The following is a 19,015-nucleotide window of genomic DNA, read 5'->3' on the forward strand; positions in this document are numbered from 1 at the left end:
CCCGCGCCCGAGAGGTAACGCGCTTGCTCGCCAAAGTCGTGAAGATCACCTTGCTGGCTGTGCTGCTCGCCAGCAACAGCGGCTGCATCATCCATCATTACGATGACGACGACCGCCGAGGTGGCTGGGACGACCACCGGGACCACGATGACCGAGACCGGGACGGCCACAGGAAAGGTCACCGATAAGTAACGAAAAGCCCCGTGGTCGCGGGGCTTTTTCTGACATCTTCTGCAGTTTTCGCGACCGGGTGTATAGTCGATCACCCCCGATCTCCCAGCGAGCGGTCGCCCATGGCTGCCTCCTCTCCCGGAATCTCCAGACGCCAGGTTCTCAAGGCCTTTGCCGCCTTCGGCGCGGCCCTGGTCACGGGCGACGCCCTGGCCGCCCGGATAGAGACGACGCTGCGCCCCCGCAACCTTCATGCGCGCCTGCTCAATCGTGATCGCCACCTGCGCCTGGAACGCCCGGCCGCAGGGGAAGTCGCCACCTTCTGCTACTTCCGCAAGGGCAAGGGCTGGGACCTGAAAGGCTATCGCCAGGGCTGCCGCATCCTGCGGGACGTGAAGTACAAGAGCACGGTGAAGATCAACGTCAAATTGCTCGACCTGCTGTTCCTCATCCAGGCCTGGCTGCGCATCAACAAGCTCCCCACTCGCATCCTGGTGAATAGCGGCTACCGCACCCCGCAGCACAACGCCACCCTGGAAGGCGCCGCCCGGCAGTCCCTGCACATTCGTGGCATGGCCGCCGACATCCGCATCCCCGGCGTCAGCGTCGAACGGCTGGGCAGGCTGGTTCGCGCCATCGGTGCCGGTGGCGTGGGCTTCTATCCATCCAAGGGGTTCATCCACGTGGACGTCGGCCGCGTCAGGACCTGGCGCGCTTCCGCCCTGGCGGAGCCGGGGCAGGAAGAATGGGCCCTGGCCGTGCTGGACCAGGGCGAGCACTTCGCCTGACTTCAGTCGAAGTCAGCGCAGTCGGCGCAAACGAACTGACCCCGCCGATCGGTGCGCTCGGTCAGCTCGCCGCAGTAATCACACTCTCCATCCACGACGTCGAGTGGATCGGCGTCTTCGTCGTCGAAGCACTCATCGTCCAGGTCATCGTCGTTGTCGAGCAGATGATCGTGTTCGGGTTCGTGGAGGTCGAGATCGTCGTCCATAGCACCGCACCAGGTGGGAAATCGAAAAGCCGCGGACTATAGCGCCGAGGCTGAGCTATCGCCAGGCGGCGCGCCCAACGGTGATCGCAGACCGAATGCCGGACCAATGGTCACCGCCCAGGCAAAAAAAAGCCCCGCATGAGGCGGGGCTTTTTTCTGAGCGGCTCTTACAGAGCGCGAACCTGCTCAGCCTGCGGGCCTTTGGCACCAGCAGTGACGACGAAGCTTACGCGCTGGCCTTCGTCCAGGGACTTGTAGCCGTCGCCTTCGATCTGGCGGAAGTGTACGAACACGTCCGGACCCTGCTCGGGGGTGATGAAGCCGAAGCCTTTTTCAGAGTTGAACCACTTGACGGTACCGTTTTGGCGGGTGGACATGATGCTGTCTCCAAGGTGTAGGAATACGTGGCAGGCAAAAACCTGGCCGGTGACTGTATGCGTAGTGAAGGGTGCCGAGGAGATGGAACATCGAAAGGACAGAACATCAAAACGGTGCCGCAAGACTGAGCAGGCAGTGGGCGAAGAATACAGGGTTCGTCAGGATTGAAAAGTAATTTCTGGGGCTGGCCATTCTCGACCCGTTTGGCCAGCTGGCCGATTTTACGGGTTGACCGAATGGGGAGCCTGTATAGTCAGGGACTGAGCCTCGCTTCCGAGGGCTCACAAATCAAAGGTGCCCTCATGTCTGACAACCCATCAAGCCGCGCCAGATCCGAGCTGGACGAACAGACCAGGGCCTTTCTGTCGAAGGGCGGAGAGATCACAGAGGTCCCGACCGGCAAGACCGGATGGAATACTGGCCGCCAGAAGTCACAGTGGACAAAAGGACAGGCGAAGAAGCCGGAAGAATGATGAGAAAGCGAGCTAAAGGCTCGCTTTTTCGTCTAGGGCGCTCGCGACGTCCGCTGCCTGCTCCCGGGACAGCCATCAATCGCCCTCCCCCATCAGCGCCTGCAATCGCTGGCGCAGCCAGCTTTCCGCCGGATCGCTGTCCAGCATGCTGAGCCAGACCATGTCCAGGTCCAGTTCAGGGGTTTCGAACGGCAGCGCCTCGTAACGCAGCTGGCCGGACGCGGCCATGGCCTCGGCAATGTAGTCGGGCAGACTGACCAGCAGGTCGGTGCCTGCCAGCAGGGCCGGCAAGGCGCTGAACTGCGGAACCGACAACACCACTCGGCGCGTGCGTCCAATCGCCTGCAACCAGTCATCCGCCAATCCGTGGGTACTGGCAGTGTGGGACACCTGGACATGTGGCCGAGCGCAATACTCGTCCAGGGTCAGAGGACCGCCGTCCAGGTCCGCGCGCAGCACCTTCGGGAAGACGCGGCGCAGGCGCTTGCACCTGGCATTGGCCGGCAGATCGCGGGTCTGGGTGATACCAACGGTGATCTCGCCATTGGCCAGCAGCTCTGGAATCCGCCAGTAGTTGGCGTGCTGGACCACGATCACGATGTTCGGCGCCTCATTGCGCAATGCCCGCAACACCGGCGGCAGCAGTGCGAACTCCACATCGTCCGACAGCCCGATGCGGAAGGTCATGTTGCTGGTGGCCGGATCGAACTCGTGGGTCAGGCTGAGGGCCACGGACAGCGCGTCCAGCGCCGGCGACAGGTGCCGGGAGATCATCTCGGCGCGGGCAGTGGGCTCCATGCGGTGACCGACGCGGACGAACAGCGGGTCGTTGAACAGCGCGCGCAGGCGATTCAGGGCCGCGCTGATGGTGGGCTGGACGAGAAACAGCTTTTCCGCGGCCTTGGTGACATTGCGCTCCTGCATCAGCGTCTCGAACACCACCATCAGGTTGATGTCGGCCTTGCGCAGCTCGTTGCGATTCATACCCCGCTCCTCTCGTCGTTCGCAGTTGCCCCGCCGGGGAAAACGCCCGTGGCAGAGCGTTCGGCCGGCGCCTCGATGGAGCAGCAAGGAAACTCGCGCAAGCATCGGAAGCGAAACACACTGTTGCGCGATTTCGCCCTTGAAGCGCATCCAGCCGAATGATTAGATAGCATCCTAATAGATAGCTAGCATTCTTTGTATATGTCTGTCGAAGCCCTTCATCTGCAAGTCAGCAGCCGCCTGGTCATCAGCGGGCGCAATTGGCGGCGTATCTGCCAGATCAACCTGTCGAAGTTCGGTATCAGCGAAGCCTGTTGCGGGCCCTTGCTGATGATCGGTCGGCTGGGCGGCGGCGTGCGCCAGGTGCAATTGGCCCAGGCCATCGGCATCGAGGGGCCTTCCCTGGTGCGCCTGCTCGATCAGCTGTGCAGCGCCGGCCTGATCGAACGCCACGAAGATGCCAGCGACCGCCGCGCCAAGACGCTCAGCGTCACCCGCGCCGGACGCGAGCTCAGCGAGAAGCTGGAGAACGAACTGATCCTGCTGCGCCGCCAGGCCCTTGAGCATCTGTCGACTGAGGACCTGCAAGCCGCCCTGCGCGTTTTCGACGCCTTCGACCAGTTCAGCCAGGCCCATTGATCGTGCTCAACCTGCCCCCCGCCCGCGACTGGTTCTACTCGATCAAGGTCTTCGCCGCTTCCATGCTGGCGTTGTACATCGCCCTGTACATGCAGCTGCCCCGCCCCTACTGGGCCATGGCGACGGTGTACATCGTCGCCAACCCCTTCGTCGGGCCCACCAGTTCCAAGGCCCTGTACCGCGCGCTCGGCACCCTGCTCGGCGCCAGTGCCGCCGTGTTCGTCGTGCCGCTGCTGTCCCAGCAACCGCTGTTGCTGAGCCTGGTGGTGGCGTTCTGGACGGGCGGCATGCTGTTCCTTTCGATGCATGTGCGCACCGCCGACAACTACGCACTGATGCTGGCCGGCTACACCATGCCGATGATCGCCCTGCCTGTGGTGGACAACCCCCAAGCGGTCTTCGACCTCGCCTACTCGCGTTTTCTGGAGATTCTCCTGGGCATCATCTGCGCCAGCGTGGTCGGCAGCCTGTTCTGGCCCAGCCGGCTGGCCCCGGCGCTGGCCGGCAACGCCAAGCGCTGGTTCGGCGACGCCCGCGACTACTGCGCCCTGCAGTTGCAGCACCCGCGTGACCTGCAACGACTGGTACAGCTGCGCGCCAGCATGGTCACCACCTTCAACGGCCTGGAACTGATGATCGGCCAGTTGCCGCATGAAGGAGCGCACCCGCGTGTCGTGCGCAATGCCCGCGAGCTTCGCGAACGCATGGCCCTGCTGTTGCCGGCGGTGGATACCCTGCACGACAGCCTGCTCGCCTTGCGGGAGAAGGCACCGCACCTGGCCGCGCGGCTTGCCCCGAGCCTGCATGCCTGCCTCGACTGGTTGCAGGGCGAGGCGGACGACGAGACACGCACGCGGCTCCGCCTGGAGCTGGATGCCTTGCAGCCGGATATCCGCACCCTGGGTGATGCCGGCCAGTCGTTGCTCAGCAGCAGCCTCTATCGCCTGCGGCAGTGGCTCGACCTCTGGCAGGACTGCCGCGACCTGCATCAGCGCCTGGACAAGGACGACCATGCTCCTTGGACATCGGTCTACCGCCATTGGCACCTGGGCAGTGGCGCGCGCTTCTTCGACCGCGGCCTGATGCTTTACTCCGTCGCTTACATCATCCTCGGCATCTTCGTCGCTACGCAGCTGTGGATCTGGCTGCAATGGACCGACGGTGCCAGCGCCGTGGTCCTGGCCGCCGTAGCGTGCTGCTTCTTCGCCACCCTCGACGAACCGGCGGTGCAGATCAGGCGCTTCTTCGTCTGGACCAGTTTCAGCGTGGTGCTGGCCAGCCTCTACCTCTTCCTCGTGCTGCCCAATGTCCACGACTTCCCGCTGCTGGTGCTGGCCTTCGCCGGCCCCTTCATCTGCGTCGGCACCCTGACCGTGCAGCCGCGCTTCTACCTGCCAACGTTGCTGATCGCGGTGAACACCGCCACCTTCATCAGCATCCAGGGTGCCTACGAAGCCAACGTCCAGGTCTTCCTCAACAGCAACCTGGCCGGCCCCATCGGCCTGCTGTTCGCCTTCCTCTGGACCCTGGTGTTCCGCCCCTTCGGCGCCGAGTTACTGGCCCGGCGCATGACCCGCTCCAGCTGGCAGGACCTCGCCGACATGAGCCGCGCCGACACCCTGGTGGCCCAGCGCCGACTCGCCGGACGCCTGCTCGACCGCTTCGCCCAGCACCTGCCGCGCCTGAACCTGAGCGGCCAGGACAGCAGCGGCGCCGAACGCGAACTGCGCATCGCCTACAACCTGCTGGACATCAAGGCCCACCAGGCGCGGCTGCCAGAGGACCTGCAACGGCCGCTGCAACTGGTGGTGCGCGGCGTCGGCCGGCACTTCCGGCGCAACCTGCGCAGCGCCATCGCCCGTGACGTGGCGCCCTCGCTGCTGAACCTGATCGAACACGCCCGCCAGACCGTGGCCGCTGCCGCGCCGCAGTATGGAGAGGCCGCATTGGCCGTCCTGCACGCCCTGGCCGGGCTGGAAACCGCCTTGCGTCCGGCACTTGCCGCGCCGCCGGTGCAAGGCACGGAACAACCCATCCCCGCGGGCCTGGACGGAGCAGCGCTGTGATCGGCGACATCAACATCTTCGGAGTCTTCCTGCCCACCGCGCTGGTGCTGATGCTCCTGGCCTACCTGGTCTACCTGCCGCTGCAGAAGCTGCTCAATGCCCTGCATGTCTATCGCCTGGTCTGGCACCGCGCGCTGTTCAACATCGCGCTGTATGCCGCCCTGCTGGGCACCCTCGAACATTTCAGCCGAATCCTGATGCAATCATGAAACGACTCGCGTTTTCCTCCGCCCGCCTGCTGGTCACCCTGCTCGCCGTTGCCATCGCCGCCGTACTGATCTGGCAGATGGTCAGCTATTACCTGTTCGCACCCTGGACCCGCGATGGCCATATCCGCGTGGACGTGGTCCAGGTCGCGCCCGATGTCTCCGGGCTGATCGACAAGGTGGAAGTCCATGACAACCAGCCGGTCAGCAAGGGCCAGGTGCTGTTCGTCATCGACCAGGAGCGTTTCAAGGTCGCCCTTCAGCAGGCGCAGGCCATGCGCGACGACCGCCGCGAAACCCTCGCCCAGGCGCGCCGCGAGCAGGCACGCAACCGCGCCCTGGGCCGGCTCGTCGCCCAGGAAATCGTCGAGGCCAGCGATTCTTCGGTGCTGCGTGCCAGCGCCGCGCTGTCCGAGGCCGAAGCCACGGTGGAAGGGGCGAAGCTCAACCTCGCCCGCACCGTCATCACCAGCCCCGTGGACGGCTACCTGAATGACCGGGCGCCGCGCACGGGTGAGTTCGTCAGCGCTGGGCACAACGTGCTGTCGGTGGTGGACAAGGACTCCTTCCACCTGGACGGCTACTTCGAAGAAACCAAGCTCGGGCAGATCCAGGTCGGCCAGGCCGTGGACATCCGCGTGATGGGCGACGGACGTCGCCTGACCGGCCGCGTGCACAGCATTGCCGCCGCCATCGAAGACCGCGACCGCACGAGCGGCGCCAACCTGCTGCCCAACGTCAACCCGGCCTTCAGCTGGGTGCGTCTGGCCCAGCGGGTTCCGGTGCGCATCCTGTTCGATGAAGTACCGGACGACTTCCGCATGGTGGCCGGGCGAACCGCCACCGTGTCCATCCTCGAAGCGCCGGTGCAGCCATGAGATTTCGCCTGCTCGCCGCCAGCACCAGCCTGGCCCTGAGCCTCTCCGCCTGCCAGGTAGTGGGCCCTGACTACCTACTGCCGCAAGAAGCGGCGATCAACCGTGCCGACGCCCAGGGGGAACTCGCTACAAGCGACGCGCCGGTTATCTCCGCCCCGGTGCCCGCCGATTGGTGGCGCCTGTACCACGCGCCGGAACTCGAACGCCTGGTGGAGCAGGCGCTGGCCGCCAACACCGACCTGCGCGTGGCCACCGCCAACCTCGGCCGCGCCGCCGCCCAGGTGCAGGAAGCGGAAGATCGCGGTGGTTTCGAGGAATCCGTCAGTGCCGACCTGCAGCGCACCCAGGTCGCTGGCCAGCAGTTCCTGCTGATGGAAAAGGTGCCGGTGGTGAACTTCGCCAACCTCAATGCCAGCCTGTCCTATCAGTTCGACCTGTTCGGCAAGCTCCAGCGCGGCGTCGAGGCCTCCCGCGCCGATGCCGACGCGGCGCAGGCCGCCGCCGACCTGGTGCGCATCAACGTGGTGGCGCGGGTGGTGAGTGCCTATGCGCAGGTCTGCTCGGCCAATGAGGAGCGTGAAGTAGCCCAGCACTCCCTGGACCTGCAGCGCCAGAGCCTGGAACTCACCGAGCAACTGCACGCCGCCGGGCGTGGCAACGAAACCGAAGTGACGCGCTCGGCCACTCAGTTCAAGTCCCTGCGCGCCGCCCTGCCGCGCTACACGGCCGCTCAGCAGACCGGCATCTACCAGCTGGCCATGCTCACCGCCCAACCGGCATCGGCGTTGCCGCCAGGCGTCACCGAATGCCGTCATCTGCCCGAACTCACCCAGCCGCTGCCAGTGGGCAATGGCGCCGAGCTGCTCAAGCGCCGGCCCGACATTCGCCAGGCCGAGCGCCAGCTCGCCGCGTCCACCGCTCGCATCGGCGTCGCCACCGGTGAGCTGTACCCGGACATCAGCGTCGGTGCCTCGACGGGCCTGATCGGCATCCTCGACGACATGGGCGACCCCTCCACCCAGCACTGGGGCTTCGGCCCGCTCATCCACTGGAACATTCCCACCACCGGCGCCCGTGCGCGGGTGCAACAGGCCGAAGCCGCCACCCAGGCGTCACTCGCGCATTTCGACGGTGTGGTGCTCAATGCCCTGCGAGAAACCCAGACAGCCCTCGCCCAGTACGCCGCCGCCCTGCAGCAGCACGCGGCACTGGATGAAACCGCCCGTTCGGCGCAGCTGAGCGCCGAACAGACCCACGCGTTCTACCAGGCCGGCCGCGAATCCTTCCTGGCCGAACTGGAAGCCCAGCGCACCCAGGCGCAAGTCGCCGAGCAGCTGGCCGCCAGCCAGAGCCAGGTGGTCCAGGCGCAAATCGGCCTGTTCATGGCTTTGGGGGGTGGCTGGCAGCAGGGTGCGGCCGACCTCTCCCCCAACCCCTCTCCCTGAAGAGGAGAGGGGTGACTCGCGCCGGCGAGATACCGACAATCCTGGAACTACCGGCGGCGGAAGGTTTCATCTGTAGGAGCGAGCTCTGCTCGCGAAGAACCCGGCTAAACAGCGCCACCGCGTCAGCCTAACGCTACTCTCTCCGGCCCCCTCACCAAACCCACAGCTTCCCGACCCACCTACCCCTCCGGGGTGGGCCATTCTTGCCGACCTTCTGTTGAACTCTGCGCGATTGATTTCGCAACCTCCGGAGTTCTCCATGAGCCTCAACAGAATCGGCGTGATAGGTGCCGGCACCATGGGCAGCGGCATTGCCCAGGTCTGCGCCTCCGCTGGCCTGCACGTCACCCTGATCGATGTCACCGAATCTGCCCTGGCCCGTGGTATGACGGCCATGGACGAAGGCCTGCAGCGCCAGGTCCGCAAAGCGAGGATCTGCGAAGGCGAGCGCGAAGCGACACTGGCGCGCGTGCAGGCCACCACTGACTACGCCAGCCTGGCCGACGCCGACCTGGTGATCGAAGCCGCCACCGAGAACCTCGACCTCAAGCTGCGCATCCTGCGGCAGATCGAAGCGGTGGTTTCAGGCCATGCAGTGATCGCCACCAACACCTCGTCCATTTCCATCACCCAGCTGGCCGCCGTGCTGGAACGCCCCGAGCGCTTCATCGGCGTGCACTTCTTCAATCCCGTGCCGGCCATGCAGCTGCTGGAGCTGATTCGTGGATTGCAGACGTCCAGCCAGACCCACGCCGCAGTGGAAGCCTTCGCGAAGGCGGTCGGCAAGACCGCCATCAACGTAGACAACGCCCCCGGATTCGTCGTCAACCGCATCCTCATCCCGATGATCAACGAGGCCGTCTTCGTGCTCCAGGAAGGCCTGGCCAGCGCCCGCGACATCGACACCGGCATGCAGTTGGGTTGCAACCACCCCATCGGACCGCTGGCCCTGGCCGACATGATCGGCCTCGACACCCTGCTCTCCATCATGCAGGTCCTGCACGAAGGTTTCGGCGATCCCAAGTACCGCCCTGCCCGCCTGCTCAAGGACCTGGTCGCCGCCGGCCACCTCGGTCGCAAGAGCGGCCGCGGCTTCCACAGCTACTGACACGCCCCTCGAGGTTTCAGCCATGAGTGAATACAGCGCCCCCCTGCGCGATATGCAGTTCGTCCTGAACGAACTGGGATACCTGGAACAAGTGAGTGAACTGCCTGGCTGCGAAGAGCTGGGTACCGATCTCGTCGATGCCATCCTCGGTGAGGCCGGCAAGTTCGCCCAGGGCGTGCTTTCGCCCCTGAACGTCATCGGCGACCGTGAGGGCGCGCGCTGGCACGAAGGCGAAGTGAGCACGGCAAAAGGCTGGCACGAGGCCTACGGCCAGTTCGTCGACGGCGGCTGGAACGCCCTCTCCTGCCACCCGGAATTCGGCGGCCAGGGCCTGCCGCGACTGATTTCCGCGCTGGTGGAAGAAATGTGGAACGGCGCCAACGTTTCCTTCGGCCTGTGCCCCATGCTCACCCGGGGCGCCATCGAAGCCATCGAGCTCTGCGGGTCTTCCTACCTGAAGGAAACCTACCTGCCGAAGATGATCAGCGGCGAATGGACCGGCACCATGAACCTGACCGAGCCCCAGGCCGGTTCGGACCTCGCTGCCGTACGCAGCCGCGCCGAACCCCAGGGCAACGGCACCTACCGCGTGTTCGGCCAGAAGATTTTCATCACCTATGGCGAGCACGACCTGACCGACAACATCGTGCACCTGGTGCTGGCCCGCGTTCCGGGCGCGCCGGAGGGTGTGAAAGGCATCTCGCTGTTCGTGGTGCCCAAGTTCCTGGTGAACCCCGATGACACTCTAGGTGCACGCAACGACGTGCGCTGCGCCTCCATCGAACACAAGCTGGGCATCCACGGCAGCCCCACCGCCGTACTCGCCTTCGGTGACAACGAAGGCGCCCTGGGCTGGCTGGTGGGCGAAGAGAATCGCGGGCTGGAATACATGTTCATCATGATGAACGCCGCGCGCTTCTCCGTCGGTATCGAAGGTATCGGTCTGTCCGAGCGTGCGTACCAGCGTGCGCTCGCCTACGCCCGTGAGCGCGTTCAAGGCACCGAGGCCGGCGCGAAGAGTCGCGACAAGGTGGCGATCATTCGCCATCCGGACGTTCGCCGGATGCTGCTGTCGATGAAAGCCCGCACTGAAGCGATGCGCGCCATCGCTTGCGAAGTTGCCGCCGCAATGGACTGCGCCGAACGCCACCCCGACCTCGCACGCCGCGAGGAATGGCAAACCTTTGTCGACCTGATGATTCCCGTGGTCAAGGGCTGCGGTACCGAGAACGCGGTGGATATCGCCTCCTTGGGCGTGCAGATCCATGGCGGCATGGGCTTCATCGAGGAAACCGGCGCCGCCCAGCACCTGCGGGACGCACGCATCACCACCATCTACGAAGGCACCACCGGCATCCAGGCGTCCGACCTCGTCGGCCGCAAAATCGCCCGCGATGGCGGCAAGGCCATCGGGCTGGTGACCAAGCGCATGCGCTACGTCATGGAGCGCCTCGTCTGGGCCGATGACCCGCAACTGCAGGACATCGCCAGCGCCCTCGCCACCTCCGTGGTAGCGCTGAATGCGGCGGTCGAGTTCATCGTCGAGAACTTCAATGGTCAGGCGCCCCGCGTCCTGGCTGGCGCCGTGCCTTTCCTGGAGCTGTTCGGCACCGTGGCCGGTGGCTGGCAGATGGCCCGCTCTGCGCTTGTTGCTCATGAGCAGCTCAAGGCGGGAACCGCCGACCAGGACTTCTATCGCGGCAAGCTGCAGACCGCGCGCTTCTACGCCGAGCATCTACTGCCGCGTGCCGAAGGGCTGTCGCGGATCGTGATCCAGGGCGGCGATGCGGTCCTGGAAATGGAAGACACGTTGTTCTGAGTTTCCACCGCCCGTTCATGGCGGGCGGCGGGAGGGGCCGGCGAGTGTCGACCGCCGGTACGGAGCTTTGGCCGTCCTCGTGACGGCCTTTTTTTTTCTGACCCAACCCCGGCACCCGGCTCACACGCGGCACCTGTAGGAGCGAGCTCTGCTCGCGAACATTCCGAGCACAATCCTTCGCGAGCAGAGCTCGCTCCTACCTGAACCCCGGCGTCACAGGCACACAGCTCTTGTAGGTTGCGGCTGAGCTCCGCGAAGCCCAACGTGCGGCCCAACCGGGAGCCGCTGGGTGTCGCCTTGCTCTTTCAGCCCTTGGATCGGCTATCGGTCGGCCGCCACTCACGAACGCGGAGCGCCGCATCGCCTTCCGGGCGGTAGGCATGGCACGTGCCGATGGCCCAGTGGGTGGGCATCTCGAAATCGGGGTCGCGGGCGGCGCGCTCGCGCAGGCGCTTCTGCACCACGGGCGCCAGGGTCTGGATCGCGGTCGTAGCCATGGGGCCGAGCAGTTCGGTGAGGTGCGTGCAGCCCTTCATGCCGCCGACCCGTTCCGCCACGCGTTTCTTGAACCCCGGGCCGATACTGATCCCCACCAACGCGGCATAGGCCTGGTTGATGTGGCTGCACACGGGAGTGGGTGCCTGTTCGGAAACGGCCTCGATCCGCTGGATCACCAGCTTGCGGTCGAGGGTCATACGGATAAGCATCTGGTGCAGCACGCCGTTGGCGGGAATGACCCCATAGGGGAATTCGGTGTCGACCCCCTTGGTATCCAGCAGCCGTCCCTCGATCTCGAACAGCCCGTCGTCGCGTTCATAGCCGGTGCAGGTCACCTGGCGGGTGTGCAGCAGACGACGGCTGGCAGTGTTTTCTTCCATGCAACGGCCCTCTAGAAAGAAGGGGCGCTCATGCGCCCCGTCAGTCGCATCAGACGTTGCCGATGCCGCCACCGCAGACCAGGACCTGGCCGGAGACGTAGTCGGATTCCGGGATGCAGAACAGGTAGACCGCGCCTGCCGCCTCCTCGGTATTGCCCGGACGGCCCAGCGGGATCATGGTCTTCGACTGCTCGACGATGGCCGGGCTGATGCCCACCTTGATCTCGCGGCCTTCGATGTTGATGAAGTTCGGGTCGCCTTCCACCGGCTGGGTCTGGCGGGTCTCGATATGGCCGAAGGCAACGGCGTTGACGTTGACCTTCATGCGGCCCCACTCCTTGGCCAGGCACTTGGTCATGCCCAGCACGCCGGCCTTGGCCGTGGAGTAGTTGACCTGGCCCGGGTTGCCGCCCGCCGAAGTCGAGGCGATGTTGACCACCTTGCGGTTGACCACGCGGCCCTCGGCGGCCTCTTTCTTGGCCATGGCGCTGATGATCGGCTGGGCAGCGCGGAGGATGCGGAACGGCGCGGTGATGTGGCAGTCGATGATGGCGTACCACTGTTCGTCGCTCATCTTCTGGATCACGTTGTCCCAGGTGTAGCCGGCGTTGTTGACGATGATGTCGATGCCACCGTAGCTGTCCACCGCGGTTTTCACGAAGCGGTCGGCGAAATCGACGGCAGTGACGCTGCCGACACAAGCGACGGCTTCGCCACCGGCGGCGCGGATTTCCGCGACCACTTCCTCGGCCGGGCCGGAGTCCAGGTCATTGACCACCACGCGGGCGCCATCGGCGGCCAGTTTCAGGGCGACGCTGCGGCCGATGCCACGGCCGGAGCCGGTGACCAGGGCGACTTTGCCTTCGAGCTTTTTCATGGGTTTTTCCTTGTTCTTCTGGGGTTCAGGCGACGGCCACGACGGCTTCGCCGATCAGTTTTTCTTCGCCGTACTGGTTGCCGCAGCGGATCGCCAGGCGCACTCGCTGCTCGCCATCGGCCTCGAATTTCTCGATGACCTTGCCGCTGCAAGTGGGGACGTGCCCCAGCTGGGTGATGCCGGTGAAGCGCACCGACAGGCTGCGAATCTGCGTCTGCGACACCCAGCCGGTAAGCAGACGGCCGAGGTAGGCCACCGAGAGCATGCCGTGGGCGAACACATCGGGCTGGCGCGCCTTGCGGGCGAAATCGAGATCGATATGCACCTGGTTGTGGTCACCGGATGCGCCGGCATACAGGGCCAGCGTGGTGCGGTTGACCGCGGGCAGCGTCAGCAGCGGCAGCTCAAAGCCGATCTGCAGCTCGTCGAATAGGGGAAGGCTCATTGCACGATCCTCAGCGCTGCACGAGGGAGGAACGGATGTCGGCGATGTGCCGGCCGTCCTGGTTGGTAACCCGGGTCTCCTGGACCACGAAGGTCAGCGCCCCACCCTTCTTCTCGTAGACGTCCACTACCCGCGTATCGAAAGTCAGCACGTCGCCGGCATAGGCCATGCCGTGATAGGTGAAGCCCTGCTCGGCATGCAGGATGCGCCCGAGGTCGAAGCCGAAGATGCCTTCGACTATGTGGTCGGAGTCGCGCCCTTCGGCTTCCAGGCACATCAGGAAGCTCGGCGGCACCGGCAATCCGGGATGCCCGGCCGACCTGGCAGCAGCTTCATCGGTGTAGATCGGATCGGTCTCGCCGATGGCCTTGGCGAAGAAGCGCAGGCGGCCCTTCTCCACGTCGGCGGTGGTCACTCCCAGGGAACGGCCGATCAGACTCTTGTCTGCCATGTCATGGAGTCCTCGAGTGAGTTGAAACGCGCGCCCGCGAGGGGCGCGCACTGTCTTCAGCCGCGGCCGAAGAGGGTCACGATGCCGGCGCCGCCCAGGCCCAGGTTGTGCTGCAGGGCGTGCTGCAGGCCTTCCACCTGGCGGGCCCCGGCGGTGCCGCGCAACTGGTGGGTCAGCTCATAGCACTGGGCAAGTCCGGTGGCGCCCAGGGGATGGCCCTTGGAGAGCAGGCCGCCGGACGGGTTGATCACCACCTGGCCGCCATAGGTGTTGTCGCCATCCATCACGAACTTCTCGGCGCCGCCTTCCGGGCAGAAACCCAGGCCTTCGTAGGTCAGCAGTTCGTTGTGGGCGAAGCAGTCATGCAGCTCGCAGACGCGGATGTCCTCCGGACCGACACCGGCCTTCTCATAGACTTCCGTGGCGGCCTGACGGGTCATGCCGACGCCGACGATGCTGATCAGCGACGGCGGCTCGAAGGCTTCCGGCTTATCGGTCACCAGGGCCTGGGCCAGGATGCTCACGTCGGTACGCAAGCCGTGCTGCTTGGCGAAGCGCTCGGATACCACGATGGCCGCGGCGCCGCCGCAAGTGGGCGGGCACGCCATCAGGCGGGTCATCACGCCGGGGAAGATCACCTGGTCGGCCATCACTTCCTCGGTGGTCACCACCTTCTTGAATACCGACAGCGGGTTGTTGGCGGCATGGCGGCTGGCCTTGGCGCGAATGGCGGCGAAGGTTTCCATCTTCGTGCCGTACTTCTGCATGTGTTCGAGGCCGGCGCCGCCGAAGAACTTGAGAGCGTCGGGCATATCGCGGCCCTGGGGGAAGATCGCGTCGGCCACGTCGTGGCCCTTGCCGTAGGTGATCGGGCGGTCGAGCCAGTGGGACTTCAGGGCGCCGGGTTGCATCTGCTCGAAGCCGAAGGCCAGGGCGCAGTCCACCGCACCGCTCTCCACGGCCTGGCGAGCCAGGTACAGCGCGGTGGAACCGCTGCCGCAGTTGTTGTTGACGTTGATCACCGGGATGCCGGAGAGGCCCACCTCGTAAAGGGCCGACTGGCCGCTGGTGGAGTCGCCATAGACGTACCCGGCGTAGGCCTGCTGGACCTTGCCGTAATCCACGCCAGCATCCTGCAGCGCAAGGCGGATGGCCTGGGCGCCCATCTCGATATAGGTACCGCTCTGGCCAGGCTTGGCAAACGGAATCATGCCGACACCGGCGACAAACACTTTCTGCGACATCACTTTCTCCAGGTTCAGGTGACAAGGTCCGGGCTGCGTGCCTGTCTTCGACGGCAATGGCAGCACTCCTTGGACCGATGGTTGCGCAGCGACGAACAGCTACGCCCCCCCTCATGGAGGGGGCGCGGGCCTGTCCGGCCAAGGGGGGATGGCGAGGGGTACGACGGGAGGGAAATATCCCCCCCTACTGGAGGGGGAAGGGTGGGGGACGCCGGGGATAGCGTGTGCTTGCGGTCCTGAAAAACAACAAGAAAGACTCCATAGAGGAACCAACACGTGACACAGGCAAGACACACAACCTCATTGAATCAGCAGTCGCCGGCCAGTGGTTCCACTCGCGGTCTGGCGACCTTCACGCCCCGGCTGCTGGCGGTCGCGGTGGCGCTCGGCACCTGCGCCAACGCCGATGCGGTCAGCTTCCAGCTGGGCGAGATCGAAGGACAGTTCGACTCGTCGATTTCCGTCGGCGCCAGCTGGGCGGTACGCGGGCCGGACCCGATGTTCATCAACTCCGCCAACACCCAGGGCTTGCGCGGCAAGTCGGCCACCCGCACGGCCGACGACAACCGCCAGAACTTCAAGAAAGGCGAGACCTTCTCGAAGATCTTCAAGGGCGTGCATGACCTGGAGCTGAAGTACGGCGACAGTGGCGTGTTCGTCCGTGGCAAGTACTGGTACGACTTCGAACTGAAGGACGAGCACCGCCTGTTCTACGACATCGACGACAGCGGCCGTGACGACCTGGCCAAGGCCTCCGGCGCCGAGTTCCTCGATGCCTTCGTCTACCACAACTACAACCTGGGCGACCTGGCCGGCAACGTGCGCCTGGGCAAGCAGGTAGTGAGCTGGGGCGAGAGCACCTTCATCGGCAACTCGATCAACAGCATCAACCCCATCGACGTCGCCGCCCTGCGCCGTCCGGGTGCCGAGGTGAAGGAAGGCCTGATCCCGGTAAACATGTTCTACCTCTCCCAGGGCCTGACCGAGAACCTCACCGCCGAAGCCTTCTACCAACTGGAGTGGGACAACTCGGTGGTCGACAACTGCGGCACCTTCTTCGGTTCCGACCCCCTGCCCCAGGGCTGCAACGACCGCCTGGTATTCGCCGGCCCGGACCTCGCTCCCGGCGTTGCCAACAACACCGCGACTGCCGCGCAGATCCTCACCAACGCCGTCGTGGACGACGTCTACATGCCGCGCCTGGAAGACAACGACCCGCGCGACAGCGGCCAGTACGGTGTTGCGCTGCGCTGGTTCGTGCCGGAGCTGAACGACACCGAGTTCGGCTTCTATGCCATGAACTACCACAGCCGCAACCCCTACCTGAGCTTCAAGCAGACCACCGTCGCGCCCATCACCGCCGCACAGATTGGCGCCCTGCCCGCCGCCGCCCGCCAGGTCGCCGCCGTGCAGAACCAGTTCAACCGGGTGCGTGCCGCGCGCTACTTCGTGGACTACCCGGAAGACATCCGCCTCTACGGCCTGAGCTTCCAGACCACCGTGGGCGCAACCTCCGTGGGTGGCGAGCTGAGCTACCGGCCGAACATGCCGCTGCAGATCAACACCGCCGACCTCAACCTGGCGGCGATCCAGTCCACCGACACCGACTTCCGCACCCAGACCTCCCCGGTCTTCACCAGCGGAGAAACGGCGCAGGCACTGGGCGGCGATCTGCCCGGCTACAAGCGCATGCCGGTCATGCAGGCGCAGGTAACAGCCACCCAGTTCTTCGACCAGGTCATGGGCGCCAGCCGCCTGACCCTGGTGGGCGAAGTCGGCTACAACCGCATCAACGGCCTGGGCGACGCCGACGGCACCGATATCCGCTTCGGCCGCAGCCCGGTCTATGGTGCGGGTGAGTTCCCCGGCACCCAGAACACCACCGTCTGCGCCACTGCCACCAACCCGCAGAAGGAATGCAACAGCCACGGCTTCTACACCACGGACTCCTGGGGCTACCGCGTGCGCGCCAAGCTCGATTACCCGAACGTGATCGCCGGTATCAACCTCTCCCCCAACCTGGCCTGGTCCCATGACGTCGACGGCTGGGGCCCGAACTTCGAAGAAGGCGCCAAGGCCGTCAGCGTCGGGCTCGATGCCGACTACCTGAACACCTACACCGCGAGCCTGAGTTACACCGACTTCTTCGGTGGCAACTTCAACACCAGCACTGACCGCGACTTCGTCTCGCTCAGCTTCGGCGTGAACTTCTGAGCCGAAACCGGCAGAGGGTAATTCCATGAAAGCAAGCATGATCATCAAAACCGGCGCCCTGGCGCTGTCTCTGCTGGCCACCAGCGTCATGGCCGCTGTTTCCGAGCAGGAAGCGACCCAGCTGGGCGCTACCCTGACTCCGGTGGGTGCGCAGAAGGAAGGCAACGCCGACGGCAGCATCCCGAGCTGGGACGGCGGCCTCAAGCCAGGCGCCGCACCGGTGGATGCCAAGGGCTTCCTCGGCGATCCGTTCAAGGACGAGAAGCCGCTGTTCACCATCACCGCCGCCAACGCCGAGCAGTACAAGGACAAGCTCACCCCCGGCCAGCTGGCGATGTTCAAGCGCTACGCCGACACCTACAGGATTCCGGTGTACCCGAGCCACCGCACCGCCTGGGCACCATCGAACATCTATGACGCGGCGAAGAAGAGCGCCACCGGCGTGCAGCTGGTCAGCGATGGTAATGGCCTGGGCAACTTCTCCGACTCGCGTTACTACGCCTTCCCGATTCCGAAGAATGGCGTCGAGGTCTACTGGAACCACGTGACCCGCTATCGCGGCGACAACATCCACCGCTGGGCAGTGCAGGCAGTGCCCCAGGTCGATGGTGCGTACACCATCGTCGAGACCGAGGACCAGAACAGCTTCCCGCAATTCATGGACGGCGTGAACGTGGAGGAAGCGAAGAACGTCCTCTACTACTACATCTTTGCGGTCAACGCGCCGGCACGCCTGGCCGGCACCGTGTCCATGGCCCACGAGACCATCGACCAGGTGAAGGACCCGCGCAAGGCCTGGACCTACAACGCCGGCCAGCGCCGCGTGCGTCGCGCGCCCCAGCTCGCCTACGACGCCCCCGGCCTGGCCGCCGACGGCATGCGTACCTCCGACAACGCCGACATGATGAACGGCTCGCCGGACCGCTATGACTGGAAGCTGATCGGCAAGAAGGAGATCTACATCCCCTACAACAACTACAAGCTGCAGTCCCCGAGCCTGAAGTACGCCGATATCGTCAAACCCGGCCACATCAACCAGGACCTGACCCGCTACGAGCTGCACCGTGTGTGGCACGTGCAGGCCACCCTGAAATCGGGTGAACGGCATATCTACGCCAAGCGCGACATGTATTTCGACGAAGACACCTGGGTACTGTCCGAAGTCGACCATTACGACGGCCGTGGCCAGCTCTGGCGGGTGGGCGAGAACTACACCTACACCAACTATGAAAAAGGCCTCAACGCCCCTGCGGCCCAGGGTTTCTACGACCTGATCGCCGGCCGCTACATCGTCGCCGCCATGAGCAACGAATCGAAGCTCGCACCGCAGTACGGCCAACGCACCAAGATGTCCGAGTTCACCCCCGCAGCACTGCGCAACGCGGGTATTCGCTGACCTCGTGAGTTGAAGCAAGCACAACGCCCCGCACCTGCGGGGCGTTGTGCATTTGAACTTGGGAAACCACGTCCTGAGGGCGTGGTCATGAGTCACCGGCTCTGACTGTGACGATTCGCGTCTCTGGGCTAGCAGGAAGAAGCCGATCCGGTAGGGTGCGCCGTGCGCACCGGCGGTTTGACGGGGTGCCGAAGCCAATCCCGGAATCGGTGCGCACAGCGCACCCTACGGTCCATACACGGATGTGGATGTTTACTCCGCGCCTAGCTTCCGTAGGTTGGCGTAGAGCGCAGCGAAACCCAACAGCCCTCACCCCCGGCCCCTCTCCCGCAGGCGGGCGAGGGGTGAC

General features: G+C 65.1%; 19 protein-coding genes. 11 read left to right on the forward strand and 8 right to left on the reverse strand.

Annotation, left to right across the window (positions count from 1 at the left end; all coding sequences use genetic code 11):
• Positions 1 to 293: 293 nt before the first annotated feature.
• Complete coding sequence (locus MnOB_RS06930) at positions 294 to 959, forward strand: YcbK family protein (RefSeq protein WP_077523369.1); 666 nt, start codon at positions 294 to 296, stop codon at positions 957 to 959.
• Positions 960 to 961: 2 nt separating this feature from the next.
• On the opposite strand, the gene MnOB_RS06935 is transcribed toward MnOB_RS06930, so the two are convergent.
• Together MnOB_RS06935 and MnOB_RS06940 are read right to left on the reverse strand one after the other, a co-directional pair.
• Positions 962 to 1,165, reverse strand: a complete 204-nt coding sequence (locus tag MnOB_RS06935; protein ID WP_077523371.1) for a hypothetical protein — start codon at positions 1,163 to 1,165, stop codon at positions 962 to 964.
• Positions 1,166 to 1,332: 167 nt separating this feature from the next.
• Positions 1,333 to 1,542, reverse strand: a complete 210-nt coding sequence (locus MnOB_RS06940; RefSeq protein ID WP_077523373.1) for a cold-shock protein — start codon at positions 1,540 to 1,542, stop codon at positions 1,333 to 1,335.
• A 303-nt stretch (positions 1,543 to 1,845) separates the two neighbouring features.
• Between MnOB_RS06940 and MnOB_RS29005 the strand changes: the two genes are divergently transcribed.
• Positions 1,846 to 2,016, forward strand: a complete 171-nt coding sequence (locus MnOB_RS29005) for a hypothetical protein (RefSeq protein ID WP_179062780.1) — start codon at positions 1,846 to 1,848, stop codon at positions 2,014 to 2,016.
• A gap of 75 nt (positions 2,017 to 2,091) precedes the next feature.
• On the opposite strand, the gene MnOB_RS06950 is transcribed toward MnOB_RS29005, so the two are convergent.
• A complete protein-coding gene (locus MnOB_RS06950; RefSeq protein WP_077523377.1) occupies positions 2,092 to 3,000 on the reverse strand; it encodes a LysR family transcriptional regulator in 909 nt (302 codons plus the stop codon).
• A 201-nt stretch (positions 3,001 to 3,201) separates the two neighbouring features.
• Here MnOB_RS06950 and MnOB_RS06955 point away from each other — a divergent pair, with 201 nt between their 5' ends.
• The 7 genes from MnOB_RS06955 (at position 3,202) to MnOB_RS06985 (ending at position 11,161) form a co-directional block, all read left to right on the forward strand.
• Entirely contained in the window at positions 3,202 to 3,639 is a 438-nt protein-coding gene (locus MnOB_RS06955) for a MarR family winged helix-turn-helix transcriptional regulator (RefSeq protein WP_077523379.1), read from the forward strand.
• The gene (locus MnOB_RS06960; protein WP_077523381.1) at positions 3,636 to 5,705 is read left to right on the forward strand and encodes an FUSC family protein; all 2,070 of its coding nucleotides are present in this window, start codon (positions 3,636 to 3,638) and stop codon (positions 5,703 to 5,705) included. Before MnOB_RS06955 ends, MnOB_RS06960 begins: the two co-directional genes overlap by 4 nt.
• Positions 5,702 to 5,914, forward strand: a complete 213-nt coding sequence (locus MnOB_RS06965) for a DUF1656 domain-containing protein (protein WP_077523383.1) — start codon at positions 5,702 to 5,704, stop codon at positions 5,912 to 5,914. Before MnOB_RS06960 ends, MnOB_RS06965 begins: the two co-directional genes overlap by 4 nt.
• Positions 5,911 to 6,789: an efflux RND transporter periplasmic adaptor subunit gene (locus MnOB_RS06970; protein ID WP_077523385.1), complete on the forward strand. Its 879-nt coding sequence runs from the start codon at positions 5,911 to 5,913 to the stop codon at positions 6,787 to 6,789. Before MnOB_RS06965 ends, MnOB_RS06970 begins: the two co-directional genes overlap by 4 nt.
• A complete protein-coding gene (locus tag MnOB_RS06975; RefSeq protein WP_077523387.1) occupies positions 6,786 to 8,234 on the forward strand; it encodes an efflux transporter outer membrane subunit in 1,449 nt (482 codons plus the stop codon). The genes MnOB_RS06970 and MnOB_RS06975 overlap by 4 nt, the downstream gene beginning before the upstream one ends.
• 259 nt (positions 8,235 to 8,493) lie before the next feature.
• Complete coding sequence (locus MnOB_RS06980; RefSeq protein ID WP_077523389.1) at positions 8,494 to 9,342, forward strand: 3-hydroxybutyryl-CoA dehydrogenase; 849 nt, start codon at positions 8,494 to 8,496, stop codon at positions 9,340 to 9,342.
• 22 nt (positions 9,343 to 9,364) lie between these two features.
• Complete coding sequence (locus MnOB_RS06985) at positions 9,365 to 11,161, forward strand: acyl-CoA dehydrogenase C-terminal domain-containing protein (protein ID WP_077523391.1); 1,797 nt, start codon at positions 9,365 to 9,367, stop codon at positions 11,159 to 11,161.
• A 305-nt stretch (positions 11,162 to 11,466) separates the two neighbouring features.
• Here MnOB_RS06985 and MnOB_RS06990 read toward each other — a convergent pair whose 3' ends face one another.
• The 5 genes from MnOB_RS06990 to MnOB_RS07010 are packed head-to-tail and all read right to left on the reverse strand — an operon-like array spanning position 11,467 to position 15,056.
• Positions 11,467 to 12,039, reverse strand: a complete 573-nt coding sequence (locus tag MnOB_RS06990) for a DUF2889 domain-containing protein (RefSeq protein ID WP_077523392.1) — start codon at positions 12,037 to 12,039, stop codon at positions 11,467 to 11,469.
• Between the two features lie 49 nt (positions 12,040 to 12,088).
• Positions 12,089 to 12,916 (reverse strand): SDR family NAD(P)-dependent oxidoreductase, encoded by an 828-nt coding sequence (locus MnOB_RS06995; RefSeq protein ID WP_077523394.1) that lies wholly within the window; start codon positions 12,914 to 12,916, stop codon positions 12,089 to 12,091.
• Positions 12,917 to 12,941: 25 nt separating this feature from the next.
• Positions 12,942 to 13,361 (reverse strand): MaoC family dehydratase, encoded by a 420-nt coding sequence (locus tag MnOB_RS07000; RefSeq protein WP_077523396.1) that lies wholly within the window; start codon positions 13,359 to 13,361, stop codon positions 12,942 to 12,944.
• 10 nt (positions 13,362 to 13,371) lie between these two features.
• Positions 13,372 to 13,812 (reverse strand): MaoC family dehydratase N-terminal domain-containing protein, encoded by a 441-nt coding sequence (locus tag MnOB_RS07005; protein WP_077523398.1) that lies wholly within the window; start codon positions 13,810 to 13,812, stop codon positions 13,372 to 13,374.
• A gap of 56 nt (positions 13,813 to 13,868) precedes the next feature.
• A complete protein-coding gene (locus MnOB_RS07010; RefSeq protein WP_077523400.1) occupies positions 13,869 to 15,056 on the reverse strand; it encodes a lipid-transfer protein in 1,188 nt (395 codons plus the stop codon).
• Positions 15,057 to 15,332: 276 nt separating this feature from the next.
• Between MnOB_RS07010 and MnOB_RS07015 the strand changes: the two genes are divergently transcribed.
• Positions 15,333 to 17,270, forward strand: coding sequence for a DUF1302 domain-containing protein (locus tag MnOB_RS07015; RefSeq protein ID WP_077523402.1), 1,938 nt, complete (start codon positions 15,333 to 15,335; stop codon positions 17,268 to 17,270).
• Between the two features lie 25 nt (positions 17,271 to 17,295).
• Complete coding sequence (locus MnOB_RS07020; RefSeq protein WP_077523404.1) at positions 17,296 to 18,666, forward strand: DUF1329 domain-containing protein; 1,371 nt, start codon at positions 17,296 to 17,298, stop codon at positions 18,664 to 18,666.
• Positions 18,667 to 19,015: the final 349 nt, after the last annotated feature.

Origin of the sequence: Metapseudomonas resinovorans, assembly GCF_002003485.1 — a bacterium.
In the GTDB taxonomy this organism is placed as follows: Bacteria; Pseudomonadota; Gammaproteobacteria; order Pseudomonadales; family Pseudomonadaceae; genus Metapseudomonas; species Metapseudomonas resinovorans_D.